At 67.6% G+C, this 26,980-nt stretch carries 25 protein-coding genes; 10 read left to right on the forward strand and 15 right to left on the reverse strand.

What is annotated here, in order from left to right; translation table 11 throughout:
* Nucleotides 1–12 precede the first annotated feature (12 nt).
* A complete protein-coding gene (locus tag HH110_RS09430) occupies nt 13–1,602 on the reverse strand; it encodes a cytochrome ubiquinol oxidase subunit I (protein ID WP_176989428.1) in 1,590 nt (529 codons plus the stop codon).
* Nucleotides 1,603–1,828: 226 nt separating this feature from the next.
* Here HH110_RS09430 and cydD point away from each other — a divergent pair, with 226 nt between their 5' ends.
* The 3 genes from cydD (at nt 1,829) to HH110_RS09445 (ending at nt 6,645) form a co-directional block, all read left to right on the forward strand.
* Nucleotides 1,829–3,559 (forward strand): thiol reductant ABC exporter subunit CydD, encoded by a 1,731-nt coding sequence (gene cydD, locus HH110_RS09435; protein WP_176989429.1) that lies wholly within the window; start codon nt 1,829–1,831, stop codon nt 3,557–3,559.
* On the forward strand, nt 3,556–5,226 hold the full coding sequence (gene cydC, locus HH110_RS09440) for a thiol reductant ABC exporter subunit CydC (protein ID WP_176989430.1): 1,671 nt from the start codon (nt 3,556–3,558) through the stop codon (nt 5,224–5,226). Before cydD ends, cydC begins: the two co-directional genes overlap by 4 nt.
* Before the next feature lie 93 nt (nt 5,227–5,319).
* A complete protein-coding gene (locus HH110_RS09445; protein WP_176989431.1) occupies nt 5,320–6,645 on the forward strand; it encodes a S41 family peptidase in 1,326 nt (441 codons plus the stop codon).
* Between the two features lie 41 nt (nt 6,646–6,686).
* On the opposite strand, the gene HH110_RS09450 is transcribed toward HH110_RS09445, so the two are convergent.
* From HH110_RS09450 to ccmA, 11 genes are all read right to left on the reverse strand, one after another.
* The gene (locus HH110_RS09450) at nt 6,687–6,971 is read right to left on the reverse strand and encodes a DUF1294 domain-containing protein (RefSeq protein WP_176989537.1); all 285 of its coding nucleotides are present in this window, start codon (nt 6,969–6,971) and stop codon (nt 6,687–6,689) included.
* A gap of 50 nt (nt 6,972–7,021) precedes the next feature.
* On the reverse strand, nt 7,022–8,134 hold the full coding sequence (locus HH110_RS09455; protein ID WP_176989432.1) for a homoserine O-acetyltransferase: 1,113 nt from the start codon (nt 8,132–8,134) through the stop codon (nt 7,022–7,024).
* 73 nt (nt 8,135–8,207) lie between these two features.
* Complete coding sequence (locus HH110_RS09460; protein WP_176989539.1) at nt 8,208–9,224, reverse strand: tetratricopeptide repeat protein; 1,017 nt, start codon at nt 9,222–9,224, stop codon at nt 8,208–8,210.
* Nucleotides 9,218–9,604 carry a cytochrome c-type biogenesis protein gene (locus HH110_RS09465; RefSeq protein WP_241696510.1) on the reverse strand — a complete coding sequence of 129 codons (387 nt, stop codon included), beginning with the start codon at nt 9,602–9,604 and terminating at the stop codon, nt 9,218–9,220. The genes HH110_RS09460 and HH110_RS09465 overlap by 7 nt, the downstream gene beginning before the upstream one ends.
* 70 nt (nt 9,605–9,674) lie before the next feature.
* A complete protein-coding gene (locus HH110_RS09470; protein ID WP_176989433.1) occupies nt 9,675–10,286 on the reverse strand; it encodes a DsbE family thiol:disulfide interchange protein in 612 nt (203 codons plus the stop codon).
* 9 nt (nt 10,287–10,295) lie between these two features.
* Entirely contained in the window at nt 10,296–12,209 is a 1,914-nt protein-coding gene (locus HH110_RS09475) for a heme lyase CcmF/NrfE family subunit (protein WP_176989434.1), read from the reverse strand.
* On the reverse strand, nt 12,210–12,671 hold the full coding sequence (gene ccmE, locus HH110_RS09480; RefSeq protein WP_123730743.1) for a cytochrome c maturation protein CcmE: 462 nt from the start codon (nt 12,669–12,671) through the stop codon (nt 12,210–12,212).
* Nucleotides 12,668–12,853, reverse strand: coding sequence for a heme exporter protein CcmD (gene ccmD, locus HH110_RS09485; RefSeq protein WP_176989435.1), 186 nt, complete (start codon nt 12,851–12,853; stop codon nt 12,668–12,670). The genes ccmE and ccmD overlap by 4 nt, the downstream gene beginning before the upstream one ends.
* A complete protein-coding gene (ccmC, locus tag HH110_RS09490) occupies nt 12,850–13,614 on the reverse strand; it encodes a heme ABC transporter permease CcmC (RefSeq protein ID WP_176989436.1) in 765 nt (254 codons plus the stop codon). Before ccmC ends, ccmD begins: the two co-directional genes overlap by 4 nt.
* Before the next feature lie 123 nt (nt 13,615–13,737).
* Nucleotides 13,738–14,433, reverse strand: coding sequence for a heme exporter protein CcmB (gene ccmB, locus HH110_RS09495; RefSeq protein WP_176989437.1), 696 nt, complete (start codon nt 14,431–14,433; stop codon nt 13,738–13,740).
* Complete coding sequence (gene ccmA, locus HH110_RS09500) at nt 14,430–15,059, reverse strand: heme ABC exporter ATP-binding protein CcmA (RefSeq protein WP_176989438.1); 630 nt, start codon at nt 15,057–15,059, stop codon at nt 14,430–14,432. The genes ccmB and ccmA overlap by 4 nt, the downstream gene beginning before the upstream one ends.
* Nucleotides 15,060–15,194: 135 nt before the next feature.
* Between ccmA and HH110_RS09505 the strand changes: the two genes are divergently transcribed.
* The 3 genes from HH110_RS09505 (at nt 15,195) to HH110_RS09515 (ending at nt 17,793) form a co-directional block, all read left to right on the forward strand.
* Nucleotides 15,195–16,343: a pyridoxal phosphate-dependent aminotransferase gene (locus HH110_RS09505; RefSeq protein ID WP_176989439.1), complete on the forward strand. Its 1,149-nt coding sequence runs from the start codon at nt 15,195–15,197 to the stop codon at nt 16,341–16,343.
* Nucleotides 16,344–16,360: 17 nt separating this feature from the next.
* The gene (locus HH110_RS09510; RefSeq protein ID WP_176989540.1) at nt 16,361–17,167 is read left to right on the forward strand and encodes an amidohydrolase; all 807 of its coding nucleotides are present in this window, start codon (nt 16,361–16,363) and stop codon (nt 17,165–17,167) included.
* 191 nt (nt 17,168–17,358) lie between these two features.
* Complete coding sequence (locus HH110_RS09515; RefSeq protein WP_176989440.1) at nt 17,359–17,793, forward strand: hypothetical protein; 435 nt, start codon at nt 17,359–17,361, stop codon at nt 17,791–17,793.
* 177 nt (nt 17,794–17,970) lie between these two features.
* Here the strand turns inward: HH110_RS09515 and HH110_RS09520 are convergent, their stop codons facing one another.
* The 3 genes from HH110_RS09520 to HH110_RS09530 are packed head-to-tail and all read right to left on the reverse strand — an operon-like array spanning nt 17,971 to nt 21,850.
* Nucleotides 17,971–19,773 carry a pseudouridine synthase gene (locus tag HH110_RS09520; RefSeq protein WP_176989441.1) on the reverse strand — a complete coding sequence of 601 codons (1,803 nt, stop codon included), beginning with the start codon at nt 19,771–19,773 and terminating at the stop codon, nt 17,971–17,973.
* A complete protein-coding gene (scpB, locus tag HH110_RS09525; protein ID WP_176989442.1) occupies nt 19,766–20,803 on the reverse strand; it encodes an SMC-Scp complex subunit ScpB in 1,038 nt (345 codons plus the stop codon). Before scpB ends, HH110_RS09520 begins: the two co-directional genes overlap by 8 nt.
* Before the next feature lie 15 nt (nt 20,804–20,818).
* Entirely contained in the window at nt 20,819–21,850 is a 1,032-nt protein-coding gene (locus HH110_RS09530) for a ScpA family protein (protein WP_176989443.1), read from the reverse strand.
* Nucleotides 21,851–22,070: 220 nt separating this feature from the next.
* On the opposite strand from HH110_RS09530, the gene HH110_RS09535 reads away from it, so the two are divergent.
* The 4 genes from HH110_RS09535 to HH110_RS09550 all read left to right on the forward strand — a co-directional run bounded on the left by HH110_RS09535 (nt 22,071) and on the right by HH110_RS09550 (nt 26,974).
* Nucleotides 22,071–22,370 (forward strand): YciI family protein, encoded by a 300-nt coding sequence (locus HH110_RS09535; RefSeq protein ID WP_088434706.1) that lies wholly within the window; start codon nt 22,071–22,073, stop codon nt 22,368–22,370.
* Entirely contained in the window at nt 22,367–22,636 is a 270-nt protein-coding gene (locus tag HH110_RS09540; protein WP_070470362.1) for a BolA family transcriptional regulator, read from the forward strand. Before HH110_RS09535 ends, HH110_RS09540 begins: the two co-directional genes overlap by 4 nt.
* Nucleotides 22,637–22,784: 148 nt before the next feature.
* A complete protein-coding gene (locus HH110_RS09545) occupies nt 22,785–23,822 on the forward strand; it encodes a substrate-binding domain-containing protein (protein ID WP_176989444.1) in 1,038 nt (345 codons plus the stop codon).
* A gap of 92 nt (nt 23,823–23,914) precedes the next feature.
* Nucleotides 23,915–26,974, forward strand: coding sequence for a TonB-dependent receptor (locus tag HH110_RS09550; RefSeq protein ID WP_176989445.1), 3,060 nt, complete (start codon nt 23,915–23,917; stop codon nt 26,972–26,974).
* Nucleotides 26,975–26,980: the final 6 nt, after the last annotated feature.

Below are 26,980 nucleotides of genomic sequence, written 5' to 3' on the forward strand. Positions count from 1 at the left end.
GGTTCTCCTGCCTTACGCCCGACCGTGGGTCGGCGCAGCGGCATTGGGGGAAAGGGACGTGGCTGCAGCCTGCAGCGACGGCAGGATGTCGTCCGGGCCCTTGCGGATCGCCTTGAGCATCAGCTTCACTTCGATCACCAGCAGCACCGTGTACAGCGCGGTGAATACCGCCAGCGTGGTCAGGATTTCATGCAGGGCCAGGCCCGACGCGGCGTAGAAGGTCGGCAGCACGCCGTCCACCGCCCACGGCTGGCGACCGTACTCGGCCACGAACCAGCCGCATTCGATCGCGATCCACGGCGCCGGCAGCGACCACAGGGCGAGCTTGAGGAACCAGCGCTTGTCCTGGAAGTTGTGGCGGCACGAGTAGTAGAAGGCCAGCGCGAAGAAGGCGATCAGATAGAAGCCCAGGCCCGCCATGATGCGGAAGGTCCAGAACAGCGGGGCGACCCGCGGCACGGTATCCATCGCGGCCTTGGAGATTTCTTCCGGGGTCGCGTTGAGGATGTCCTCGCGATAGCGCTTGAGCAGCAGGCCGTGGCCCAGATCCTGCCAATGGCGGTCGAACATCTCGCGCGCTTCGACGTCGTTCTTGTCCTTGCGCACGCGTTCCAGCGCACCGTAGGCCAGCTGGCCACCGCGGATGCGGTTCTCGGCGCGCCCCACCAGCTCCAGGATGCCCGGGATCGGCTGGTCCAGCGAACGGGTGGCGATCAGGCCCATCAGGTACGGAATCTTGATCGCGTAGTCGTTGGTATGGGTGGTCTGGTTCGGAATGCCGAAGGCGGTGAAGTCGGCCGGGGCACGCTCGGTTTCCCACATCGCTTCGATCGCGGCCAGCTTCATCTTCTGGTGTTCGCTGGCGGCATAACCGCTTTCGTCACCCAGCACCACCACCGACAGCGAGGACAGCAGGCCGAAGGCCGCCGCCACCGCGAAGGAGCGGCGGGCCATGTCCTTGTGCTTGTTGCGCAGCAGGAACAGGGCGCTGATCGACATCACGAACACCGCGCCGGTCACGTAGCCCGCACTGACCGTATGCACGAACTTGGCCTGCGCCACCGGGTTGAACAGCACGGCGGCGAAGTCCACCACCTCCATGCGCATCGTTTCCGGATTGAAGATCGCACCGGTCGGGTTCTGCATCCAGCCGTTGGCGATCAGGATCCACACCGCCGAGAGGTTGGTGCCCAGGGCCATCAGCCAGGTCACCGTGAGGTGCTTGACCGGGGTCAGCCGCTTCCAGCCGAAGAAGAACAGACCGATGAAGGTCGCTTCCAGGAAGAACGCCATCAGCCCTTCGATCGCCAGCGGTGCGCCGAAGATGTCACCGACGTAGTGGCTGTAGTACGACCAGTTCATGCCGAACTGGAATTCCATCACGATGCCGGTGGCGACGCCGATGGCGAAGTTGATGCCGAACAGCGTGCCCCAGAACAGCGTCATCTGGCGCCAGACCTGTTTCCGGGTCATGACGTAGACGCTCTCCATGATGGCCACCATGAACGACAGGCCAAGCGTGAGGGGAACGAAAAGGAAGTGGTACATCGCGGTCAGAGCGAATTGCAGCCGCGACAGTTCTACGACTGTCTGATCAATCATGGCCTGGCTACCTCGTTGGGTTTTGCCGTTTCAGGTGGCGGGAAGGGGGTCTACGGGGTGAATTCTGTGACCAGCAACTTCAAACAGCCTTGATTCAGATCAATGTACAAAGACACTCGCGCGGGGATCGTATGCGCTCCCACCCCTGCGACCGCTGGCCGCACGGGGACGGGGCCAGCACCTACTACAATCGACGGAACCTCCCTGTGGCCGCCAGTGACTTGTTTTGAGCATACCCCCCGACGCGCCCCTTGGTGAGACAACCGCCCTGCGCCGCCTTCGCCTGCACTGGCTGGGCGGGCTGGCAACGGCCGCGCGCGGCAAGCAGCGCCTCGCGGCGATCTGCATCTGCCTGTCCGGCGCGTTGCTGATCGGGCAGGCCGCCGCCATCGCCTGGCTGATCCAGGCGGTGCTGGTCGATCATCGCCCGTTGGCCGAGGCCACGCCGGTGCTGCTGGGACTGCTGGCGGTGCTGGGGATCCGCACCCTGCTCGGCAGTGCGACCCAGGCGGCGGCCGGCGATGTCGCCGATGCCGCGCGCCTGGCCCTGCGTGAACGGGTGTATCAGCGGCTGCTCGGCCGGGGTCCGCTGTGGCTGCGCCAGCAGCGCACCGGCGAGTTGGGCGAGCTGATGCTGGCGCACGCCGATGCGATTGAGAATTACTACTCCGGCTATCAGCCGGTTCGCATCGAAGTGGTGGTGGTGCCGTTGCTGATCGCCATCGCCGTGGCCTGGACCGACTGGGTGATTGCGCTGATCCTGCTGTTCACCGCGCCGCTGGTGCCGTTCTTCATGATGCTGGTCGGCTGGGGCGCAGAAGCGGCTGGCCGTGCGCAGCTCGGTGAACTGGCGCGGATGAGCGGTCACTTCGCCGATCGCATCAAGGGACTTGGCCTGCTGCGTCTTTACGGGCGAGGGGAGGCCGAGCTGGACGGCGTGGCGAGCGCGGCAGAAGGCGTGCGCGAGCGCACCCTGAAGGTGCTGCGGATCGCCTTCCTCTCTTCGACGGTGCTGGAGTTCTTCGCCTCGGTCAGCGTCGCGATGGTCGCGTTGTACCTGGGCCTGAGCTATCTGGGCCTGATGTCACTGCATGCGCAGGTGCCGACGCTGGGCGTGGGCATGTTCTGTCTGCTGCTGGCACCGGAGTTCTACGCGCCGCTGCGGCGATTGGCCGCGCACTATCACGACCGCGCCAATGCATTGGCCGCCGCGGCGGAAGTGGAGCGCCTGCTCGGCGAACTGCCTGCCGCCGCCGTTGTCGATGACGCACCGCCCGCCACCGCGCGCGTCCCGGAGCTGCTCGAACAGCACGCGCCGCCGGTGGTCGTACGCGACGTGAGCCTGCGTCCGCTCGGTGCGCACCACGATGTGGTGCAGCACCTTTCTTTCCAGATCGAGCCGGGGCAACGCGTGGCGCTGGTCGGCCCCAGTGGCAGCGGCAAGAGCACGTTGCTGGAAGCACTGGCCGGATGGTTGCCACCCCGCGAGGGCAGCATCGTGCTGCGCCCGGGGCTGGACGTGGGCTATGCCGGGCAGCGCCCGTATCTGTTCCACGGCACCATCGCCGACAACCTGCGCCTGGCCGCGCCCGGCGCGACCGATGCGCATCTGCGCGCCGTGGCCGAAGCCGCTCAGGTGATGCGCTTCGCGGCCGCACTGCCGCAGGGTCTGGACACGGTGATCGGTGAACGCGGCTTCGGCTTGTCCGGCGGCGAGGCGCGCCGCATTGGTCTGGCCCGGCTGCTGCTGCGCGATCCGCACCTGCTGCTGCTCGACGAGCCGACCGCATTCCTCGATCCCGATACCGAAGCCGATCTGCTGCGCACCCTGGCGGCATTCGCACGCGGGCGCAGCGTGGTGATCGCCACCCACAGCGAGACCGCGATGCGCTGGGCCGACACCCGCCTGACCCTGACCGCCGGCGGCGCGCGCCTGGCCTCGGAGGTGACGCCATGAAAGCCGCCCACATCGATTCGCTGAAAGGTGTGTTCGCCCGGCATCGCGGCCGCCTGCTGCTGACCGTGCTGCTGCTGTGGACCACGATGCTGGCCGGCACCGCGTTGCTCGGGCTGTCCGGTGGGTTCCTGACCGCCGCCGCCTTGGCTGGGGCGGCCGGGCTCGGCAATGGCTTCAACTTCTTCTCGCCCTCGGCGGGTATCCGCGGGCTGACCATGGCGCGGATCGTGTCGCGCTACTTCGAAAAACTGGTGGGCCACGATGTCACCCTGCGCATCGCCCGCGATCTGCGCGTGTGGTTCTTCCGTCGCGCGTTGCCGCTGGCACCGGCGCGGTTGGCAGGGGTGCGCACCGGTGAGCTGCTGGCGCGGCTGATGTCGGATATCGGCGAGGTCGACGGCCTGCTGGTGCGCGCGATCGGCCCGCTGCTGGCGCTCGGTGGCATCTCGCTGGTCGCGGTGGTGTCGGCCGGCATCATCTATCCGCCCGCGGCCGGTCTGCTGGCGGTGCTCGCAGTGCTGATCGGCATCGGCGTGCCGTGGTTGACCGTGCGTGGCGCCGCCGACCAGGAGCGCGACCGCGCGCTGCACCGCGCGCAGCTGCGCACCCAGTCGTTCGAAGGCCTGGAAGGCGCGGCCGACCTCGCCGCGCTGCAGGCACGTGAGCATTGGAACCAGCGCGTGCTGGTGGCGGCCAAGCAGCTGAAGTCGCGTGACAAGCGTCGCCGCTGGCGGCTGATCAGTGGCAACACATTGCACGGTCTGTGCGGCGCGGGTGGCCTGGTCGCGATGCTGTGGCTGGCCCTGCATGCCTTCGAACGCGGCAGTGTGGATGCCGCGCTGGCCGCTGCGCTGGTGTTCCTGACCGTTGCACTGCTGGAGCTGTGGGCCGGCATCGGTCTGGCCTGGCAGTCGTGGTTGTCGGGCCGCGTCGCCGCGGTGCGATTGGAAGCCATCGTGGACCAGGCGCCGGGCGTGGTGGAAGCCGACGCGCCCGTGGCCGTGCCGTCGGTGCCCGCGACGCTGCGGTTCGATCAGGTGGTGTTCCGCTGGCCCGGCCAGGCGCGGGTGCTGCTGGACCAGGTGCAGTTGCAGCTCGCCCCGGGCGAACGGATCGCGATCCGCGGCGACAGCGGCAGCGGCAAGACCACGCTCTCATCGCTGCTGCTGCGGCTATGGGATCCGGAGGCCGGCAGCGTGCGTTACGGTGATACCGATATCCGCCGCTTCGCCCAGGCCGACTGGCACCGCCAGATCGCCTGGCTGCCGCAGAACGCGCCCGTGTTCGCCGGCACCGTGGCCGACAACCTGCGGCTCGGCGATGTGCAGGCCAGCGATGCGCGCTTGTGGCAGGTGCTCGCGGAGGTTCGTCTGCGCGCATGGGCCGAGCAGATCGGCGGCTTGCCGGCGTGGGTCGGCGAGAACGGCGCGACCATGTCGGCCGGTCAGGCACGGCGCCTGGCACTGGCGCGCGCGCTGCTGCGCGACGCACCGATCCTGGTACTGGACGAGCCCACCGAAGGCCTGGATGTGGACACCGCGCATGCGTTGTTGCATGACATGGTGGATGCGCTGGGAAATCGCAGTCTGTTGATGATCACCCACGACGAATTGCCGGAGGGCATCGTGCATCGCAGTCATCGTCTGCGGGAGGGGCGGTTAGAGTAGATCGGGGGTCGGCAGAAAGCACCTGCGGGCTGTCTGGCGGATGCAATGTGCTTGAACTAGGATCGTGTCTCAACGTGAACAAGGATGTTGAGCATGAAGTGCAGAGCAGCGTTCCTCCTGATGCTGGGGCTCCTCAGCGGCGGGGCCTCGGCCGACACGGTCTGGAAAGGCACCAGCGTCAACTCGATCACCTCGGGTACGGGAGACATTCTGGAGGACGGCGGAGCGGACCTGCGCTTGTCCGCCGAATCGACCGGCACGGAGAAATTCGTCGGCGCCATCACCTCGATGGACGCCCGTCCTTTCCAGGGGCGAGAGGTTCGTTTAGCTGGACGATTACTGGTCGAGGATGGCGCAGGCAGTGCCGCGCTGTGGGTGCGTGCGGACGGCGCCAACGGGCGATTGGCGTTTGCGAGTTCAGCTGGCGCGCCCGTGCGTGCCGGCGTGGGCGCGCAGGCGAGAGAGCTCCGTCTTTACATTCCGTCCGGAACGACCACCCTCAAGCTCGGTGTCACGCTCGACAGCGCCGGGCATGTCGCTGTGCAAGGGCTCGTGTTGACAGCCGAGGCTGCCACGTCGGGCGGCGTGTCCGCCTATGACATGGTCGAGTATGCCCTCACCACCATCCGCGCCAATGCGTTGAACGCCGGGAACGTTGACTGGTCCGCCGAGGAGAAGGCGCGCTTGGCGCCGGCACTGAAAAGCCTCCCCGCACAAGAGGCCTATGGCAGCATCAGAGCGGTTTTGGATCTGCTGGCAGATCGCCACAGCTTCCTGCAACACCCCAGGGAAGCCGACGCGTACCGTCAGACCGCTGTTGCATCGAGAGACATCGAGGCCAGGCAGATGCAGGACATCGGTTACGTTCTGGTGCCGGGCCTGCGCGGGACCGAAGCAAGTGCTGGTGAAGCTTTTACCTCCCAGCTCTGTGAGCAGATCGAACGATTGGCGCCGACGTCAGCCAAGGGTTGGATCGTCGACCTGCGCCAGAACACGGGCGGCAACATGTGGCCGATGCTCAGCGGATTGCAACCGTTGCTGGGTAACGGAAATATTGGCGCATCCCGGGACCGCAACGGCACTGCCACCGCTTGGCGCCCAGAATCCCGCCGTGCATGCGGAGTCGACCTTTCCAGCAGCCGCGTGGCCGTTCTCGTCGGCCCGAAGACCGCAAGCTCTGGAGAAGCCGTTGCCGTCGCCTTCAGAGCCCGCCCGGGTACCCGGTTCTTCGGGCAGCCGACGGCAGGTCTCGCAACAGCCAACCGCTCCTATCCGCTGCCTGACGGTGGCGCGCTCCGGTTGACGAGGGCCGTGATGGTTGATCGCTCGGGTGAGGCCTATCCGGACGGGATAAAACCCGAGGAACGCGTTTCGAGCGATCAGGACGCCATCGACATGGCGGCCGCGTGGCTACGCTAGTCGCAGTGAAGCAGCGCCACATGCACTGAATACTCTTGGGCTCATGCCCGCAGCAGCACCGCAAGCGCCGAGACGTTGGCCAGCACGCACAGGGCGAACACCCACTGGAATGCGCTCTTGCGGCGTTTGTGGCGGAACACGGATTGGCCCAGCAACGCGCCAGGCCAACCACCCGCGAAGGCCAGCAGCTGCAGGGTGCGCTCGGGTGTGCGCCAGTTGCCCAGGCGTGCGGCGCGTTTGTCATGCCCGTAGAGCGCAAAGGCGACAGCACTGGTGAGTGCGTACCATGCGCCCAGCCACTGCGGTAACAACCCGGTAATCGCCATCGCGACCAACGCGCCTGCCGCCGCCAGCGCCAGGTACCAGCGCGCGTGCCTCACAGCGCCTGCAGGAAGCCGCTGACCGCCGGGCCAAACCGGGCGAAGTCGACCAGGAAGGCATCGTGGCCCTGCGGTGAATCCAGCCCGATGAACTGTGCGTCGGCGCCACCGGCGCGCAGGCCATCGGCGATCTGCTGTTGCTGCTGTACCGGGAACAGGATGTCGGTGTTCGCGCCGATCGCCAGCGCCTTGTCCACCTGGATCTTCGCCAGCCCGGCCATGACGTCGCCGTCGGCGTATTCGGCCAGGTCGAACCAATCCATCGAGCGGCTCAGGTACAGATAGCAGTTGGGATCGAAGAAGCGCACGAAGCGGCGGGCATGGCCTTCCAGGTAACTTTCGACCTGGAACTCCAGGCCGAACGGATCGTCAGCGGCCTGGTCCGAATCCAGGCGCACGCGGCCAAAGCGGCCATCCCATTCCAGTGCGGAGCGGTAGGTGATCACGCCGAGCTTGCGCGCCATGCGCATGCCCGATTCCGGATACGCCTGGTCGGTGTAGCGACCGCCATTCCACTGCGGGTCGAGCCGGATCGCCTCGCGTTGCAGCGAGCGGATCGCGATCGAGAACGGCAACGCCTGGGCACTGCCGGAAATATTGATATGGCTGCGCGCGATGCCCGGGTGCAGCAACAGCAGCGCCAGCGCGGTCATCCCGCCCATCGAGTTGCCGATCACGCAGGCCAGCTCGGCCACGCCCAATGCGCGCACCACCTCGACCGCTGCGCGTGCGCCATCTTCGATCGAGAGTTCGGGGAAGCGCAGGCCGTACAGCTCCCCGGTGGCCGGGTCGATGCTGGCCGGACCGGTCGAGCCCTTGCAGCTGCCCAGCGAGTTCACGCAGATCACGAACCAGCGATCCGTATCGATCGGCTTGCCCGGGCCGACCATCGCCTCCCACCAGCCGGCGGCCGGATTGTCGGCGTTGGCCGCGGCATGCGCGTCCGGCGACAGCCCGGTGACGATCAACACCGCATTGCCGGCGTCCGCGTCGAGCGTGCCCCAGGTCTCGTAGGCGACGTGCGCCTCGCGCAGTGCACCGCCGCGCTTGAACGCGAATGGCGAGGGCAGGGCGTGGTAGCGGGTGCCGGGGGGAATGAATTCAGTCATGCGCGCATTTTAGCCGGGCGCCGCGATGGCGCCGTGGTGGTGGGCGGCACGCTGCGTCGCGGCCGCGCACCGGTCATGGCCGATCGAATACCAGGGACACCGGCCCGGCATGGGGCAGGCGCACCCGTACCGGCGCGGTTTCCACATCCTCCGGCTGGCGGTTGGCCTGGCCCGAGCGCGACAGCCGTGCCACCACCTCGACCTCCTGCAGCTGGGACAACGTGCTGGTCGGCATCGGGCTGTCGCCATCGCCGAGCGTCACCAGCAGCGGCAGCCGGCTGGCCGGATGCTTCTGCACCGCGACCGGCATCGGCGGGCCGTCCGGCGCGCGTGCGATCACGAAGACCGTGGCGTTGGCCCAGGCCGGATCCATCGCGGTTCCGGGCGCGAAGCGCACCTGCACGGCGAGGGCGTGGTCGCCCGCCGCGGCAGGGGCAGGTGTTTCCACCCGCGGCGGCAGACCGGCAGCGCCGCGTGCGATGGCGATCTGCTCGCGCAATGCACGCGCCGCGCCGGGTTCCAGCGTCGGCAGCAGGGCTTCCCAGGCCTTCGCGGCCTCGGCGTCCTGGCCACGCTGGCGCAGGGCAATGCCGATCAGCCAGCCGGCGCGCTCGCTCTCCGGCGCGAGCGCGTTCGCATGACGCAGCCATTGCAGGGCCTCGTCATCGAACTGTTTGCCCGGCGCGGCCTGCGCGCGCGCCTGCGCCGCTTCGACCAGGATGCCGGGATCGTCCGGCGCGAGCCGCACCGCGCGGTCGAACGCGGCCGTGGCCTCGGCCAGCTTGCCCAGTGCCAGTTGCGAGCGGCCGAGCAGGGCCCAGCCATCGGCGCGTTGTGGGTCTTTCGCCAGCGCCTGTTGCAGCGCCTGCACGCCATCTTCCAGCGTGGCGGGTTCGTCGCTGGCCGCCGTCCGCTCGGCGGCATCCGGCGTGCCGACCAGCAGGTACAGCGCGCCACCGGCCAACCCCAGCGCCAGCATGGCGATCACGAAGGGGCGGTGCGAACCGCCTGCACGCAGCGGCCGCAGTACGAGTGCAGCAAGGGCGGCCGCGAACACGGCGGCACTCAGGGCCATCCAAAGGCTCACCAGCGTTCCTCGCTCTTGTCCATCGGTTGGATCCCGCGGCTGCGACGGCGCACCACCCAGATCAGCACGCCCGCGCCGATCAGCAGCGCCACCGGCGGGCCGAACCAGAGCAGCGCGTTGCGGGCCTCCATCGGCGGCCGGTACAGCACGAACTCGCCATAGCGGTCGACCAGGAACTGCTTGATCTGTGCATCGCTGTTGCCCTGCTGCATCAGTACCAGCACTTCACGGCGCAGGTCGTGCGCGATCTGTGCATTGGAATCGGCCAGCGACTGGTTCTGGCATTGCACGCAGCGCAGCTCGGCGGCCAGCGCATGGAAGCGGGCTTCCTCGGCGGCATCGCGGTACTGCAACGGGGTCGGATCGGAGACGGCCTGCGCCATGACCGGCGAGGCCAATGCCAGCGCCAGCGCCAGCGCGATCAGCGCCACGCCGACCCGGCGGATCATCCGGTTACGGCGAGGCCGGCAGCTGCGGCTGGGCATTGGCATGGGCACGCTCCACCTTTTCCAGTTCCGGAATCAGCTGGGTATCGATGACGCGCTGGCTGAGCGCGCCGCTGTACTTCCAGCGCACCACGCCACTGGCGTCGACCAGGAAGGTCTCCGGCGCGGCCGTGACGCCCCAGTCGATCGCGGTGCGGCCCTCGATGTCGCTGAGCACCAGCACGAACGGATTGCCCAGCTGTTCCAGCCAGCGCAGCGCATCGGCCGGCTCGTCCTTCCAGTTGTAGCCGATCACGCGCACGCGCTTGGTTTCGGCGAACCTGGTCAGGATCGGGTGTTCGTCGCGGCAGGCCGCGCACCAGCTGCCCCACACATTGAGCACATAGGGCGCGCCGCGCAGTTCAGTACTGCTGACCTTGATGTGCGGATCGTGCAGCACCGGCAGCTCGAAGGCCGGTGCGGCCTTGCCGATCAGCGCCGAGGGCAGCACGTCGCGGTCCGGCGCGCCGGATTTCATCACCCCGTAGATCATCAGCCCCAGCAGCCCGAAGAAGAACAGCACCCCGATGACGATGGCCACGGGCGGCAGCGGACGGGAGGCGGGGCGGGGATCGGACACGGGGGACTCCTAGGGACGACGGAAACGACGATCGGCGGCGGTGACGAAGCCACCCAGTGCCATCAGCAGCGCGCCCAGCCAGATCCAGCGGACGAACGGTTTGATGTGCACGCGCACGGCCCATGCATTGTTGCCCAGCGACTCGCCGAGTGCCACGTAAACATCGCCGTTGAGGCGGGCGTGGATGCCGGCCTCGGTCATCACCTGTCCGCCACTGGCGTACAGGCGTTTTTCCGGATGCAGCAGGGCCAGTTCACGGTCGTGCTGGAGCACGCGCAGGTGGCCGCGATCGGCGACGTAGTTCGGGCCCTGTTGATGGTCCACGCCTTCGAAGCGCACTTCATACGTGCCCACCACCAGCGACTGTCCCGGTGCGAGCGCGACTTCGCGCTGCACGTTCAAGGCTTCGACCAGCAGCGCACCGGCCAGGAACACGGCCACGCCACCATGGGCGAGCAGCATGCCGACCATCTCGGCGGTGAACCTGCCGTTGCCGCGCAGGCGGGTCCAGACGAAGCGCCCGGTACCGAACGCGACCCAGGCCGCCCCGGTGACGCCAGCGGCGGTCTTCAGCGCCCCCTGGGGCGCCATGAAGTAGGCGATCACGCCGAGCAGCAGGGCCAGCCCGGCCCACGGCGCGAGCATCGCCACGCGGCGCGAGGCCTGGTCGCGCTGCCAGTTGACCAGTGGCCCGAACGGCAGCAGCGCCACCAGCGGCGCCATCAGCACCACGAACAACGTGCCGAAGTAGGGCGGCCCGACCGAGACCTTGCCCAGCACGAGCGCGTCGGCCAGCAGCGGGTACAGCGTGCCGAGCAGGACCATGCCGCAGGCCGCGGCGAGCAGCAGGTTGTTGGCCAGCAGCAGGGTTTCGCGCGAGGTCGGCAGGAAGCCGCGGCGCGGATCCTCGCTGGTCAGCGCGCCGGCCCGCAGCGCATACAGCAGCAGCGCGCCACCGATGACCAGGGCCAGGAAGATCAGGATGAAGGTGCCGCGCGAGGGATCGGCGGCAAACGAATGCACGCTGGTCAGCACGCCCGAGCGCACCAGGAAGGTGCCGAGCAGTGACAGCGCGAATGCGGCGATCGCCAGCAGCAGCGTCCAGCTGGCGAAGCTGCCGCGCTTTTCAGTGACGGCCTGCGAGTGGATCAGCGCGGCGCCGGCCAGCCACGGCATGAAGCTGGCGTTCTCGACCGGATCCCAGAACCACCAGCCGCCCCAGCCCAGTTCGTAATACGCCCACCAGCTGCCCAGCGCGATGCCGATGGTCAGGAAGCCCCAGGCCACGTTGGTCCATGGTCGCGTCCAGCGCAGCCAGCGCGCATCCACGCGGCCTTCCAGCAGGGCGGCGATCGCGAATGCGAACGGCACCGCAAAGCCCACGTATCCGATGTACAGCATCGGCGGATGGATGATCAGCCCGGGATCCTGCAGCAGCGGGTTGAGGTCGCGCCCTTCCAGCGGCGCCGGGATCAGCCGCGCGAACGGATTGGAGGTGAAGATCAGGAAGGCGAGGAAGCCGATGCTGATGATGCCGAGCACCCCGAGCACGCGCGCGGAGACGACGGCGGGCAGGCGCTTGGACCACCGTGCCACCGCGCCGCACCATATCGCCAGCACCAGCGCCCACAACAGCAGCGAGCCTTCGTGCGCGCCCCAGACCGCGGAATAGCGGTACGCCAGTGGCAGCAGCGAGTTCGAATTCTCCGCGACATAGCGCACCGAGAAATCCTGGGTCACGAAGGCCACCGTCAACACGCCGAACGCGCCCAGCAGCAACGCCAGCTGGGCATAGGCGGCCGGACGTGCCACCGCCATCCACGTGGCGCGGTCGCGATGGGCACCCCACAGCGGCAGCACCGTCTGCAGCAGTGCCATCAGCAGGGCGGTGACCAGCAGGATCTGCCCCAGTTCCGGCAGCACTCAGTACGTCTCCGGTGCCGGCACGGGCACATCGTGTTTGGTATGTGCCTGGCCCATCTTGTCGGCCACTTCCTTGGGCATGTAGGTCTCGTCGTGCTTGGCCAGCACTTCCTCGGCGACGAAGCGACCGTCCTGCAGGCGTCCGGTGGCGACAACGGCGGTGCCCTCGGCGAACAGGTCCGGCAGGATCCGCGAGGTGATCACCGGCAGCGTGGCGTCACCATCGGTGACCACGAAGTGCGCATCCAGCGAACCGGGCGCGCGCTGCAGTGAACCTTTGACCACCATGCCGCCGAGGCGGAACCGGGCGTGATCGCCGGCATCGCCGCGCAGCACTTCGGAAGGGGTGTAGAGGTAGGCGATATTGCGCTGCAGGGCCATCGCCACCAGCGCGGTCGCCAGGCCGGAGGCGAGCACCAGCAGCATCACCCAGAGCAGGCGGCGACGCCGGACCGGATTCATCGGGTCAGCTCCGGCGCCACTGGCGGCGTGCTGCCCGCCGCCGCGCGGGACTGTTGGCGCTGCTGGCGGCGTGCAGCCAGGCGGCGTGCCCAGCGCAGCCGCAGCCAGGAGCCGATGGCATCACTGCCCAGCACCAGCACGAACACCGCATAGGCGGCGATCACATAGGGAAGGTGGGTCATGCGCGGTTGTCCTCCAGGGGCGCGCGGGTCCCTGCGGCGACCCAGGCCTTGCCTGCCTCGCGCAGAAGGTTGTCGGCGCGGGCCTTGGCCAGCAGCGAGCCGGCGAACCACAGCTTGGTACCGATCACCATCAGCCACAGGGGCAGCGCCATGCTGGCATCCAGGGTGGATTCGCCGAACAGGCGGATGGTCTGGCCCTGGTGCAGGCTGCCCCACCACTCCACCGAATAGCGGATCACCGGCAGCAGGCTCACCCCGACGATGGACAGCAGGCCGGCCGCGCGCGCGGCGCTGCGGCGGTCCTCGATGGCGTAATACAGGCCGATCACACCCAGGTACAGGAGCAGCAGGATCAGTTCGGTGGTCATGCGCGGGTCCCAGTCCCACCAGGTGCCCCAGGTCGGCTTGCCCCAGATGCTGCCGGTGAGCAGGGTGATCAGGGTGAAGCCGGCGCCGAGCGGGGCGCAGGCCATCGCCAGGATTTCGCAGGTCTTGATCCGCCAGATCAGCGCGATTGCCGCGTACAGCGCCATCAGTGCGAACACGAACAGGCTCATCCACGCGCTGGGCACGTGGATGTAGAGGATGCGGAAGCTGTCCAGCTGCTTGGAATCGGCCGGCACCACCGCCAGCGCCTGCCAGATGCCGACCAGCAGCACCGGCACCGCCGCCAGGTAGAACACACGCGACCAGCGCGCGGCAAAGCGGTCGAAGGTGGGCGGCGAACCGAGTTGGTGGAACCAGCGGACGATCGGGTGCATGCGGCAGTGGCTATCCAACGAAGGGCGACGATGGAACGGACGTGGAGTGGCTCGGCAACGGGTGACGCGGATGCAGGTGACGCTCACAACGCAGCTCACGCCACCGACAGTACGCCATACCGCTCAACTCAGCGAGATGCGGATCGCGGCGGCCGTGGCCAGCGGGGCCAGCACCAGCGCGATCACCAGCCCGGCGCCCAGCATCAGCAGCGCGCCGATCGGGTCCTGCCCGCGTGCGACCGCCGCCACGCTGCCGGCGCCGAACACCAGCACCGGTACGTACAGCGGCAGCGCCAGCAATGCCACGAGAATACCAGAGCGCCGGATGCCGACCGTCAGCGCGGCGACCACCCCGCCGATCAGGCTCAGCAACGGGGTGCCCAGCAGCAACGATGCCAGCAACATCGGCAACTGGTCATGCGGCAGATGCAGCATTTCCGCCAGCAGCGGCGACATCACGATCAGCGGCAGGGCGGTGGTGACCCAGTGCACCAGCACCCGCACCAGCACCAGCCAGGCCAGCGGCACCGGGGCCAGCAACCATTGCTCCAGCGAGCCGTCTTCGGCATCGCTGCGGAACAGGGAGTCCATCGCCAGCTGGCCGGCCAGCAGCACCGCCAGCCACATCACCGCCGCGGCCACGCGCGCCATCGCCTCCGGATCGCGGCCCAGCGCCAGCGCGAACAGCACCACCACCAGCAGCGCGAACAGCAGCGGCTGCAGGGCATCGCCACGGCGCCGCCAGAGCAGGCGCATGTCGCGGGCGACCAGCGCCCGTGCGGTCTGCCACAGACCCGGTTCGGTACCCGGCGCGATCATGCCGCCACGCCCAGGGTCAGCAGGCGCGTGCGCACCGGCGGGGCGGCATAGGCACCGTGGGTGGTGACAAGCGCAGCGCCGCCGCTGCGCAGGTGCGCGGAAATCATGCGGTTCACCAGGTTGATGCCCTCCAGGTCGAGATTGGCGTAGGGCTCGTCGAGCAGCCACAGCGGCGCGGGCGAGAGCCAGATGCGGGCCAGTGCCAAGCGGCGCTTCTGGCCGGCCGACAGCTGCCGCACCAGCGTGTCCTCATACCCGGCCAGGCCGACGATCGCCAGCGCATTGCCGGGCATCTGGCGGGCGCGGCGACCGTGCAGGCCACACAGGAAATGCAGGTTCTCCAGCGTGTCCAGGTCCGGCTTCAACGCGGGCAGGTGGCTCAGATAGGCCACGTAGTTCGCCCGTTCCTTGTGCCCGGCGCGCTTGCCATCGATCTCGACGTGCCCGCTCTCGGCACGCAGCAGGCCGGCCAGCACCCGCAGCAGGGTGGTCTTGCCGGCACCATTGTCGCCCTGCACCAGCAGGGCTTCCCCGGCATCGACCTGCAGGTCCAGCGGGCCGAAGACGGGTTCGTCGTTGCGACTGAAGCCAAGGCCATGCGCGGCCAGCAACGGAGGGGCGTTCAAAGGGCTCAGGCTTCACACCGGGAGGGAGTGTTCATTGTATCGGGGACAGGCGACGTAGTGCCGGCCGCTGGGCGGCAACCTCGCATCTGGGGATTTCGTACACTTCGTCATCTACCCCCTCGATCCTGCCTGCCGATGCAACCGCAAACCAAGCTGCCCAAGGTGGGCACCACCATCTTCACCGTGATGTCCCAGCTCGCCGCCGAACACGGTGCGGTCAACCTGGGACAGGGGTTTCCGGATTTCTCCGCACCGCAGCGGCTGATCGATGAAACCATCGCCGCGATGCAGGGCGGGCTCAACCAGTACCCGCCGATGACCGGCGTGGCGCCGCTGCGCCAGGCCATCGCGCAGAAGTCGCTGGATCTGTACGGCGCGCAGGTGGATCCGGACACCGAGATCACCGTCACCAGTGGCGCCACCGAGGCGATCTTCAACGCCATCCACGCCGTGGTCCGCCCGGGCGAGGAAGTGATCGTGCTCGACCCGGCCTACGACTGCTACGAGCCGGCGATCGACCTGGCCGGCGCGCGTGCCGTGCACGTGCCGCTGGACCCGCAGACCTTCGCGGTCGACTGGGACCGCGTGCGTGCCGCGATCACCCCGCGCACCCGGCTGTTGATGGTCAACACGCCGCACAACCCGTCCGGCGCGATGCTGACCGCCGACGACATGCAGACGCTGGCCGATGTGCTGCGCGGCACCGACATCTACCTGATTTCCGATGAGGTGTACGAGCACATCATCTATGACGGCCGCCGCCACGAATCCTCGCTGCGACATCCGGAGCTGCGCGAGCGTGCGTTCGTGATTTCCAGCTTCGGCAAGACCTACCACTGCACCGGCTGGAAGATCGGCTACGCGATCGCGCCGCCGGCGATGACCGCCGAGTTCCGCAAGGTTCACCAGTACAACACCTTCACCAGCTTCGGCCCGGCGCAGTATGGTTTCGCCGCGATGATCCGTGACGAGCCCGAACACCATCTGGAACTGGGCGCGTTCTACCAGGCCAAGCGCGACCGCTTCCGCGAGCAGCTGCTGACCACGCGCCTGAAGCCTCTGCCGGTGCCCGGCGGTTACTTCCAGCTGGTGGACTACTCGGCCATCAGCGATCTGCCCGACCACGAATTCGTGAAATGGCTGACGATCGACAAGGGCGTGGCGGCGATCCCGCTGTCGCCCTTCTATGAGACCGCGCCCGTCGGCCAGCGCCTGGTCCGCCTGTGCTTTGCCAAGAACGACGCCACGATGGACGCGGCGATCGAACGACTGCGGGCCCTGTGATGCGCACCGCGACCGATCTGCAGGACCTGCGCACTTCCCTGGTCCAGGGCGACACCCGCTGGCACGACCCGGCCGGCAACCGCGCGCATTACGGCTCGCTGCTGGCGCCGCTGGCCGGGCAGACCGATCTGGTGATCCTGCCGGAGACCTTCACCAGTGGCTTCTCCAACGACGCCATCGACAAGGCAGAAGGCATGGACGGCCCGACCGTGGCCTGGATCCGCGAGCAGGCCGTGCGCCTGGGCGCGGCGGTCACCGGCAGCGTGCAGCTGCGGGTGGGCGAGGGCGTCTACAACCGGTTGCTGTGGGCCACCCCGGATGGCGAGCTGCGGTATTACGACAAGCGCCACCTGTTCCGTTACGGTGGCGAGCACGAGCGCTATGCCGCCGGCAGCGAGCGCCTGAGCGTGGAGTGGAAGGGGTGGCGGATCAATCCGCAGGTCTGCTATGACCTGCGTTTCCCGGTGTTCTGCCGCAACCGCTACAACGTGGAGCGCGCCGACCAGCTGGATTTCGATCTGCAGATTTTCGTGGCCAACTGGCCGTCGGCACGCGCCTATGCGTGGAAGACGCTGCTGCGTGCGCGCGCGATCGAGAACCTCTGCTATGTGGCGGCGGTCAACCGGATCGGTGTCGACGGCAATGACCTGCACTACGCCGGCGACAGCGCCGTGATCGATTTCCTCGGCCAGCCGCAGGTGGAAGTGCGCGAAACCGAGCAGGTGGTCACCACCACGATCTCGGCCGCGGCACTGGCCGCCCACCGCGCACGCTTCCCGGCGATGCTGGATGCGGACAGTTTCAGCCTGCAGGAACGCAGCTGAAGCGGTCGTGCCGGCCGCCGGCCGCCGGCCGGCTCTGCACGCTGCTGGCGGTGCGCATTGCCGGCCAGCAGCCGGCACCACCCCGGCCGCTCGGGCTGAACGGATGCCGGATGCACGCGACGTGCATCATCCGCGCCACACGCGCACGCTGCTAGATTCGGCGCGTTCCCACTGCGTACGAGCGGACCTGCATGAAGACGTTCTCCCTGGCATTGATCGCATTGGCCGGCATCTCGGCCGTCCCGGCCGCGCAGGCTGCCGGCAACATTGATTGCGAGCTGCACTACAACCTGGCGGGCTGGTCGGTGCTGTACAAGACCGCCTCCGGCACCGGCACCATCCAGTGCGACAACGGCGCGCGCATTCCGGTCAAGATCACCGCCAAGGGCGGCGGCCTCACCGTAGGCAAGTCCAAGATCGTCGACGGCAAGGGCAAGTTCTCCGGCGCCTACTCGGTCAACGACCTGATCGGTTCCTATGCCTCCGTCGAAGCGCACGCGGGTGCCGACAAATCCAGCAATGCCCAAGTGATGACCAAGGGCGATATCTCGCTCGCCTTGGCGGGCACCGGCAAGGGCTGGGACCTTGGCGTGGGTGTGGGCCGCTTCACCATCGAACGACGCTGAGGGGGAGAGCCACGCCATGCGTGGCTACACCACCGTCTTCGGCATGACGCGCAGCCACCCCAGGAAGCGCAGCCACCCATGAGGTGGCTCTACACGACCGGGTTGATCGCGGCCCGCGTGGACCCAACGAAAAACCCCGGCCTGAGCCGGGGTTTTTTGATCTCAGCGTATCAGCGATCAGCCGCCGCGCGGGCCGCCACCACGATGACCGCCGCCACCGGGGCCGCGATTGCCACCGGGACGACCACCCGGGCCGCCGGGACCACGAGCACCAGGGCCACCCGGGCCACGGTTGCCGCCCGGACCACCCGGGCCGCGGTTGCCACCGGGACCGCCGGGGCCGCGCGCACTGGCGCCACCCGGACCACGTGCGCCGGGACCACCCGGGCCACGGTTACCACCCGGACCCCCCGGACCGCGGTTGCCCGCCGGACGCGCGCTGCCGTACGGGCTGGCGCCCGGGTTGGCGTGATCGGACGGGAAGCTCGGGGCATTGCCCGGATGGCCGTACGGATGGCGGGACGGACCCTGGCCACCCTGGGCGCCGCGGTTGCCACCGCCGCCCGGACCGGCCGGACGGCCCTGGCCGCCGTAACCGCCGCGGCTTTCGCCACCGCCGGCATAGCCGCCGCGACCTTCAGCGCCGCCGCCGTAGCTGCCACGCCCCGGGCCGCCTGCGCCACCCGGGCCCTTCGGCTTGCCATACGGACGGCCCTGGCCGCCGGCACCGGCGCCGGCACCCGGACCACGCGCGCCGGGACCGCGGGCAGCGCCCGGGCCGGCATTGCGATGGCCGCTCGGGCCGGTGCTGACACCGTCCGGCACGTACCAGCTGCGGAACGCGGCCGGGTTGCCTTCCGGAAGCGCGCGGTTGCCCTTGTCCGGGCGGGCCTTGAACGGGCGCTGCGACTGCTTGGCCGCTGCTTCGCCGCTGACCGTCAGGCCACCCTTGAAGCCGCCACCCTTGCCACCGCGGCCACGGCCGCGCTCTTCGCGCACGTTGTCGAAACGACGCAGTTCGCGGCCTTCATCGGCCGAGTTGTGGCCGTTGACGTAGGCGTTGCCACGGCCGCCGTCGCGCGAGACGCGCACGGTGGTCTTGGCGGCACGACGCTGGCCGATCACCGGCTGCAGGGTCAGCGCCGACGGCGCGCCTTCTTCCAGCTTCAGTTCGGCGCGCAGGGCTTCGACCTGCTTGGCCGGCAGCTCGACCGACTGGCCGCGCAGCAGTTCGCGCGGCAGGCTGACCTTGCCGTAGCGGGTGCGCTTCAGGCGGCTGACCTGGCAACCCTGCGATTCCCACAGGCGGCGGACTTCGCGGTTGCGGCCTTCCTTGACGACCACGCGGAACCAGTCGTGCGAATCGGTGCCGCCGATGCGTTCGATCTCGTCGAACTTGGCCGGGCCGTCTTCCAGCGCCACGCCGCGGGCGAGGCGGTCGACGATGCTGTCCGGCACTTTCTCTTCGCCTTCCGGTGCACGCACGCGCACGACGTACTCGCGCTCGACCTCGTAGGAGGGGTGCATCATCGCGTTGGCCAGCTCACCGTCGGTGGTCGCCAGCAGCAGGCCGGTGGTGTTGATGTCGAGGCGGCCGATCGCGATCCAGCGCGCGCCCTTGAGGGCAGGCAGCGCTTCGAACACGGTCGGGCGACCTTCGGGATCTTCGCGCGTGGTCACTTCGCCTTCCGGCTTGTTGTAGGCCAGCACGCGGGAGGTCTCGGTCAGCGCGGTGGCGACGAAGCCACGGCCGTCCAGCTCGACCTTGTCGCCGCTCTTGATCGACTGGCCGGTCTGCGCGACCTCACCGTTGACCTTGACCAGGCCATCGGCGATGCGCTGTTCCAGCGCGCGGCGCGAACCCAGGCCGGCCTGCGCCAGCACTTTATGCAGGCGCTCTTCGAGCTTGGGCTGTTCGGAGGCGGTTTCGCGCTTGAGCGAAAGCTTGTTCAACGATGGCTTGCGGGGGGTGTCACTCATTTACTTGGCTCCGGCCGGCAACGGGTGCGTCGGCCTCTGGTTCGGGATCGGCTTCGTCAACAGCCACGGTCGTCTTCGCGACGGCGTTGTTTTCGGTTTCGTTCTGGGGCGCCGCGCGCTCTCCCGGCGCGGTATCGGGTTCGCCATCGCTGGCGGTCGTATCCGCGTCGTCGTCGGCAAGCGACAACGGCGCATGGGATGGGGTGTCGGAGGCATCCGCATCGGCGGAAGCCTCGTTATTGTCCGGTTCTGCCGGTTGCTCCGCCAGTCGCGCCGAGGCCAGCGCCACGCGGGCAGCCAGCCGGGCGGCGACCGGGTCCACCGGATCTGCAGGATCTGCAGGGTCTACCGGGCCTGCAGGATCTACCGGCTCCGCCGGCGCCGGAGTGGCATCGTCATTGGCCGCGTCGCTGTCCAGCTCGGCATCCGGTGCCGCAGCGCCGGCCGCCAGGCGACCGGCCAGTTGACCTTCGTTGTCCAGCGGCAGCTGCGGCTCCAGCTCACCCAGGTCGCGCAGCTCGGACAGCGGCGGCAGTTCGTCCAGGCGCTTGAGCCCGAAATAATCCAGGAAGCCCTTGGTGGTGCCGAACAGCGCCGGCTTGCCGGGCACGTCGCGGTGGCCGATCACGCGGATCCATTCGCGCTCTTCCAGTGCCTGGATGATGTTGCTGCTGACCGCTACGCCGCGGACCTGCTCGATCTCGCCGCGGGTGATCGGCTGGCGGTAGGCGATCAGCGCCAGCGTTTCCAGGGTGGCACGGGTGTAGCGGGTCTTGCGTTCGGTCCACAGCCGGGTGATGTAGCCATGCACTTCGCTGGTGACCTGGAAGCGGAAGCCGGAGGCCACCTCGACCAGTTCCACGCCGCGGTCCTGGCAGCCGTCGCGCAGCAGTTCCAGCGCGCGTTCGATGCTGCCCGGCGGGGCCGGTTCCTCTTCCGGGAACAGGCCCTGCAGCTGCGCCAGCGTCAACGGCTCGCTGGCCGCCAGCAGGGCGCCTTCGACAATACGGTTGATCAGCGGTTGATCCATGCGTGGGTCGGGTGCTCAGTCGGATTCGTTGGCGGCGTCGTTGTCGTCGAACTCGCTGTTGAACTGCAGCGGTTCGTTGGTGTTGCCGGCGGCCAGGGACTTGACGTAGATCGGCGCCAGCGGAGCTTCCTGGACGATGTCCAGCAGCTGTTCCTTGGCCAGTTCGAGCAGGGCCAGGAAGGTGACCAGCACCCCCAGCTTGCCTTCTTCGGCGGTGAACAGCGTTTCAAACCGGTAGAACCTGCCGTCTTCCAGACGACCCAGCACATCGCCCATCCGCTGGCGCACGCTCAGCGCCTCGCGTTTGATCGCGTGGCCGGTGAACAGCTCGGCGCGCTTGAGCACGTCGTGCAGCGCCATCAGCATTTCCTTCAGGTCCACCGGCGGCGGCAGCTTGACGGCCGCGCGGTCGGGGACGAAGGCATGGACCACGGTGGTGTCGCGGTCCTGGCGGGGCAGGCTGTCGATGTCCTCGGCGGCCTGCTTGAAACGTTCGTACTCCTGCAGCCGGCGCACCAGCTCGGCACGCGGATCGGCTTCCTCGCCCTCGATGCTGGGCGGCCGCGGCAACAGCATCCGCGATTTCACTTCGGCCAGGATCGCCGCCATCACCAGGTACTCGGCCGCCAGTTCGAAGCGCAGCTCCTGCATGACGTTGATGTACTCGACGTACTGGCGGGTGATCTCGGCGACCGGGATGTCCAGGATGTCGAGGTTCTGCCGGCGGATCAGGTACAGCAGCAGGTCCAGTGGACCCTCGAAGGCATCCAGGATGACTTCCAGCGCGTCCGGCGGGATGTACAGGTCCTGCGGAATCTGCAGGACCGGCTGTCCATGCACCACGGCCAGCGGCATTTCCTGCTGCTGTGGGGCGGGCACTCGGGTTGGCGGGTTCGCGTCGAGCGCGAGTTCGGCAGTCATCAAATAGACGTCAGTATTGCAACGGACCGGTCGCCGCACCATGCCAGCGTCCGGAACGGTGCCGGGCGGCAGGATGGCAAGCCATGACACGCCTGGGTCGGCGCGATTCCACACTTCAAACAGCAAGGCGCGCCGCGATGGGCAGCGACAGAACTACGGGGAGGTCGTCTACGTGTGCTGGTGTGGGGCAGTGGGTCGGTCGTCGGCTGGCGGTGGAGCCGGGTGCCGACGGGGCGCTGCGTCCAGCCACGTGCAATGGACATAAGACTACGGGGTTGCCGCGCCAGTGTCCAGCCAGCCCCGCTAGAATGCCCGGGTTCGATTCAACAAGACCTCGGAGTTGCCCGTGTGGTATGTGATTGAAGGCTATGACGGCACCGATGTGCTGGCCGCCCGTCTGGCGTCGCGCCCGGCCCATCTGGCCCGGCTGCAGGCCCTGCAGGATGAAGGCCGGCTGCTGCTGGCCGGCCCGTGCCCGGCCATCGACAGCGAAGACCCTGGCCCGGCCGGCTTCAGCGGCAGCGTGGTCATCGCCGCGTTCGATTCGCTGACCCAGGCCCAGGACTGGGCCGCCGCCGATCCTTATGTAGAGGCGGGCGTATACGTGCGCGTCCAGGTCCGCCCGTTCCGCAAGGTCCTGCCATGAACCGGGTCGAGCGCATCCGCGAGGCGCTGCAGCAGGCGCTGGATCCCGAGTTGCTGGAGGTCAAGGACGACAGCCACCGCCACGCCGGCCACGAGGGCGCGCGTGACGGCCGGGGGCACTTCAAGGTGCACGTGGTCAGCGCGGCCTTCGAAGGAAAACTGCCGCTGGCGCGCCATCGGGCCGTCTATGCGGCCCTGGGGACGATGATGGAGACCGATATCCACGCGTTGTCCATCCGTGCCGAAACACCGGTCAAAAACCGCTGAAACCCTTGTCCCGCCTTGTCCTGGCCAGTCCCGAATGGGGCCGCCATGGACAGCTTTTGGTTACCGCCGTACGACATGAGGCTAACGTAGTGTTTACATCCGGGTTTGAAAACGCTTACATTCCGCGCCAAGCCCAGATCTCTAAGCCGTGGAGGGCGGCGAAGTGAACAAGGCAGCGATCACTATCAAAGATGTCGCCCGTGAGGCCCGTGTCTCTGTTGCCACGGTCTCGCGCGCACTCAATGGCCATGAAAATGTTGCCGAGCCCGTGCGCAAGCTGGTGCTGGAGGTAGCGGCGCGACTGCGCTACACCCCGCACGCAGCGGCCCGGAGCCTGAGCAGCCGACGGACCAACACCATTGGCGTGGTGTTGCCCGATCTCTATGGCGAATTCTTCTCCGAACTGATGCGCGGCATCGACGGGGTGGCCCGCGAGCGTCGCCAGCATCTGCTCGTCTCCAGTTACCACGGTGACCAGGAGCAGCAGGGCGCGGCCCTGCGTGCCATGCGCGGTCGTGTCGATGGGTTGCTGGTGCTCTCGCCGTATGCCGAGAGCCCGGGCTTCCTCACCGACAACCTGCCGCAGTCGCTGCCCACGGTGCTGATCAACACCTATCTGCCCGAGCAGGATCATCCGGTGCTGAGCATCGATGACCATGCCGGTGCGATGACGATGACCCGCCACCTGCTGGATGTCGGGCATCGGCGCATCGCCTTCATTTCCGGTCCGGACCTCAACTACGACGCCCGTGAGCGCCTGCGCGGTTTCCGCGATGCGCTGGCGGCCTTCGGCGATGCTGCCCAAGGTATCGAGTTGCCCGGTGACTTTGACGAAGCTTCCGGCCATCGCGCCGGACAGGAGTTGCTGGCAGCCGGCACGCTGCCCGATGCGGTGTTCGCCGCCAACGACATGATGGCGCTGGGGTGTCTGTATGCGTTCGCGCAGGCAGGTGTCCGTGTGCCGACCGATGTCGCCTTGGCGGGTTTCGATGACATTCCGCTGGCACGTTTCGTTCACCCGTCGTTGACGACGATGCAGGTGAGTATCGCCGACCTCGGCGATAAGGCCGCGACGCGCCTGTTGCAGTTGATGGATGGCAACAACACAGAAGGGGCCGGCGACAAGCAGACGCTCGTGCCGACCCTGATCGTGCGTGATTCAAGCAAGCCCAGAAGCGAGCTGTAGGTCACGACCGTTGGTCGTGACGCATTCAAACCACGCTGTAAAAAAACAATGACAGGGGCCGCAAAGACGGCCACCACCACCCGGAGAGTTACATGACGTATTCCAATCACCGCAACCGCGCGCCCGCACGCAGTCTGTTGTCCAGCGCGCTGGTGACCTGCCTGATGCTGGGCGCCGCCCCGACCGTGATGGCGCAGTCGGCCACCTCGTCGCTGCGCGGCCAGGTCGCCCAGGCCGAGGCCGGCACCGAAGTCACCGCCACCAACCTGGCCAGTGGCTCCGTGCGCCGCGCCACCACCCGTGCCGATGGCAGCTACTCGCTGATGGGCCTGGACCCGGGCACCTACAACGTCGTGGCCAATGGCCAGACGCAGAAGGTGACGGTCACCGTGGCCTCGACCGCGACCCTGAACTTCAGCGGCGCGCCGGCCAACGGCAGCACCGCCAACGCCACCAACCTGGACACGGTCAACGTCATCGCGCCGACCCTGCTGCAGGAAGTGCGCACCTCCGAAGTGGGCAAGACCGTCAGCCTGCAGCAGATCCAGACCACCCCGCAGGTGTCGCGCAACTTCCTGGAATTCGCCGACGCGGTTCCGGGCCTGATCTTCACCCGTGATGCCAAGGGCAACACCTCCCTGCGTGGCGGTGCCACCAACTCCGATGGCACCAACGTCTACATCGACGGCGTGGGCCAGAAGAGCTATGTCAAGGGCGGCGGCGTCGCCGGCCAGTCCGGCAGCGCCGGCAACCCGTTCCCGCAGCTGGCGATCGGTGAATACAAGGTCATCAGCGGCAACTACAAGGCCGAGTACGGCCAGGTGTCCAGCGCGGCCGTGACCGCGGCCACCAAGTCCGGTACCAACGAGTTCAAGGGTGAAACCTTCTACCGTTACACCAACGAAGACATGCGCGCCAAGACCCCGGCCGAGCGCCAGGGCGGCAAGGACAAGATGGTCTCGGCCGAGAAGGAATACGGCTTCGCACTGGGTGGTCCGATCATCCAGGACAAGGCACACTTCTTCGTGACCTATGAAGCCAAGCGCTTCGACCTGCCGGTCACCATCGCGCCGGACGGCGCGGTGACCAGTGCCGCCGGCCTGCTGCCGGCCGACGGCGCCGCAGGCCTCGGCCCGGCCAGCCAGCCGTTCCAGCAGGATCTGATCTTCGGCAAGATCGACTTCGAGCCGACCGACAACGATCGCATCGAGCTGACCTTCCAGGACCGCGATGAAACCCAGTCGCAGTTCAGTGGCCAGACCGCGCCGGAAGCCGGCCGTGAAGTGGTCAACACCGACCGTCGTTACGCCCTGCGCTGGAACCACAGCGGCGAGCGTTACTACAACGAACTGATGGTCACCCACGAAGATTCGTTCAACAACCCGACCCCGCTGACCCTGGCCAACGGCATCACCTACACCGCGCCGGACGGCACCGAAGACCGCACCGTGGTGAAGATCGGTGGCGCATCGGCGCTGGATTCGCAGGTGAAGGGCCAGAAGGGCTGGTCGATCGAAGACAACCTGACCCTGGACGGCATCGAGTGGCAGGGCGACCACACCATCAAGATGGGTGCCAAGTACAAGCAGATCGATCTGTACGCATCCGATGCCGCGCAGATCAACCCGACCTTCACCTACACCCTGGGCGATCCGGACTTCCCGTCGTCCATTCCGTACAAGGCGCAGTTCGTCAAGCCGGTGACCGGCGTGTCGGGCGTGTCGGGTGAAGTGCGTTCGAAGTCCAAGCAGATCGGCCTGTTCATCCAGGACGATTGGCAGGTCAACGACCATCTGCAGCTGAACCTCGGCCTGCGTTGGGACTACGAGAAGACCCCGTCCTACCTGGACTTCGTGACCCCGCAGCAGGTGGTCGACGCGATCTACTCGCAGGATCCGCGTGCGGCGGCTGGCCAGACCTACGCCGATTCGCTGGCACTGGGTGGCCTGAACATCGGCGATTACATCAGCAACGGCCACAACCGCAAGGCGTTCAAGGATGCCTGGCAGCCGCGCCTGGGCTTCTCGTATGACCTCAACGCCGACGAGCAGCACGTGTTCCACGGTGGTGCCGGTCGTTCGTATGACCGCGATCTGTTCGACAACCTGCAGCTGGAAACGACCAAGCTGGCCCTGCCGCAGCCGACCATCTACTTCCGCAACCCAGGCACCGGCACCTGCATCGACGGCCAGGCCGCCTGCTATGACTGGAACCCGAACCTGCTCAACGGCATCGGTAACCTGCAGAACCTGGTCGGTTCGACCAGCAATGCCGGCCTGGAAGTCGACCTGCTGAACAACAACCTCAAGGTGCCGTACTCGGATCAGTTCAGCTTCGGCATGAGCAACCAGGTCGGTGACTGGCTGACCGATGCGACCATTTCCCGCACCCTGAGCTACGACGGCTTCGCCTTCACCCTGGGCAACCGTTACCCGACCGGCCAGTTCTTCGATGACCCGCGCCTGTGCGGCGGCACCGAGCCGGGCCTGGGCCAGGCCTGGAGCTGCAACGTGCCGGGCTTCGGCAGCCTGATCATCGGCCAGCAGGGCATCAAGACCCGTGCCACCCAGGTCCTGCTGTCGGCGCAGAAGCCGTTCACCCAGGAAAGCGGCTGGGGCACCTCGGTGGCCTACACCTGGACCACCGCGCGCCACAACCGTGACATCAACGAGAAGTACGCGTTCGACCGCGGCCTGATCGAAGATTATCCGACCATCCGCTCCAACGGCGCGCCGCGCCACCGCCTGGTGGTTACCGGTTCGTACGCGGGCTTCTGGGGCATCACCTTTGGTGGCAAGCTCACCCTGGCCACCCCGACCGCCGTCAACGACTGGTACGGCGTCCCGCAGGCCAGTGGCTACAACCTGCCGACCCCGCAGGCCGCGGTGCCCAACGCCAATGGCAAGTTCCTGCTGGGTGGCAAGATCTTCGGCTACCGTTCGGTCGATCTGCAGGCGACGAAGACGTTCAAGATGCCGGGCGAGACCGAGCTGTACGCGCGCATCGACATCATCAACGTGTTCAACTTCGACAACTTCTCGACCTACAACTACGTGAAGACCAACGGCAAGCTGCAGGCCAGCTACAACGAGACCGGCGACATCATCGGTACTCCGCGTCAGGTCAAGGCCGAAGTCGGCTTCCGCTTCTGACGCAAC

It is taken from the genome of Stenotrophomonas sp. SAM-B (assembly GCF_013387485.1).
GTDB classification, from domain to species: Bacteria; Pseudomonadota; Gammaproteobacteria; order Xanthomonadales; family Xanthomonadaceae; genus Stenotrophomonas; species Stenotrophomonas maltophilia_AA.

Excerpts from the sequence above, each read along its gene's own strand:
- HH110_RS09430 (WP_176989428.1), bottom strand. The coding sequence starts at position 1,602 with ATGATTGATCAGACAGTCGTAGAACTGTCGCGGCTGCAATTCGCTCTG.
- cydC (WP_176989430.1), top strand. The coding sequence starts at position 3,556 with ATGAAAGCCGCCCACATCGATTCGCTGAAAGGTGTGTTCGCCCGGCAT.
- HH110_RS09445 (WP_176989431.1), top strand. The coding sequence starts at position 5,320 with ATGAAGTGCAGAGCAGCGTTCCTCCTGATGCTGGGGCTCCTCAGCGGC.
- HH110_RS09450 (WP_176989537.1), bottom strand. The coding sequence starts at position 6,971 with ATGGCGATTACCGGGTTGTTACCGCAGTGGCTGGGCGCATGGTACGCA.
- HH110_RS09455 (WP_176989432.1), bottom strand. The coding sequence starts at position 8,134 with ATGACTGAATTCATTCCCCCCGGCACCCGCTACCACGCCCTGCCCTCG.
- HH110_RS09465 (WP_241696510.1), bottom strand. The coding sequence starts at position 9,604 with ATGGCGCAGGCCGTCTCCGATCCGACCCCGTTGCAGTACCGCGATGCC.
- ccmE (WP_123730743.1), bottom strand. The coding sequence starts at position 12,671 with ATGAATCCGGTCCGGCGTCGCCGCCTGCTCTGGGTGATGCTGCTGGTG.
- ccmD (WP_176989435.1), bottom strand. The coding sequence starts at position 12,853 with ATGACCCACCTTCCCTATGTGATCGCCGCCTATGCGGTGTTCGTGCTG.
- ccmC (WP_176989436.1), bottom strand. The coding sequence starts at position 13,614 with ATGCACCCGATCGTCCGCTGGTTCCACCAACTCGGTTCGCCGCCCACC.
- ccmB (WP_176989437.1), bottom strand. The coding sequence starts at position 14,433 with ATGATCGCGCCGGGTACCGAACCGGGTCTGTGGCAGACCGCACGGGCG.
- HH110_RS09505 (WP_176989439.1), top strand. The coding sequence starts at position 15,195 with ATGCAACCGCAAACCAAGCTGCCCAAGGTGGGCACCACCATCTTCACC.
- HH110_RS09515 (WP_176989440.1), top strand. The coding sequence starts at position 17,359 with ATGAAGACGTTCTCCCTGGCATTGATCGCATTGGCCGGCATCTCGGCC.
- HH110_RS09520 (WP_176989441.1), bottom strand. The coding sequence starts at position 19,773 with ATGAGTGACACCCCCCGCAAGCCATCGTTGAACAAGCTTTCGCTCAAG.
- scpB (WP_176989442.1), bottom strand. The coding sequence starts at position 20,803 with ATGGATCAACCGCTGATCAACCGTATTGTCGAAGGCGCCCTGCTGGCG.
- HH110_RS09540 (WP_070470362.1), top strand. The coding sequence starts at position 22,367 with ATGAACCGGGTCGAGCGCATCCGCGAGGCGCTGCAGCAGGCGCTGGAT.
- HH110_RS09550 (WP_176989445.1), top strand. The coding sequence starts at position 23,915 with ATGACGTATTCCAATCACCGCAACCGCGCGCCCGCACGCAGTCTGTTG.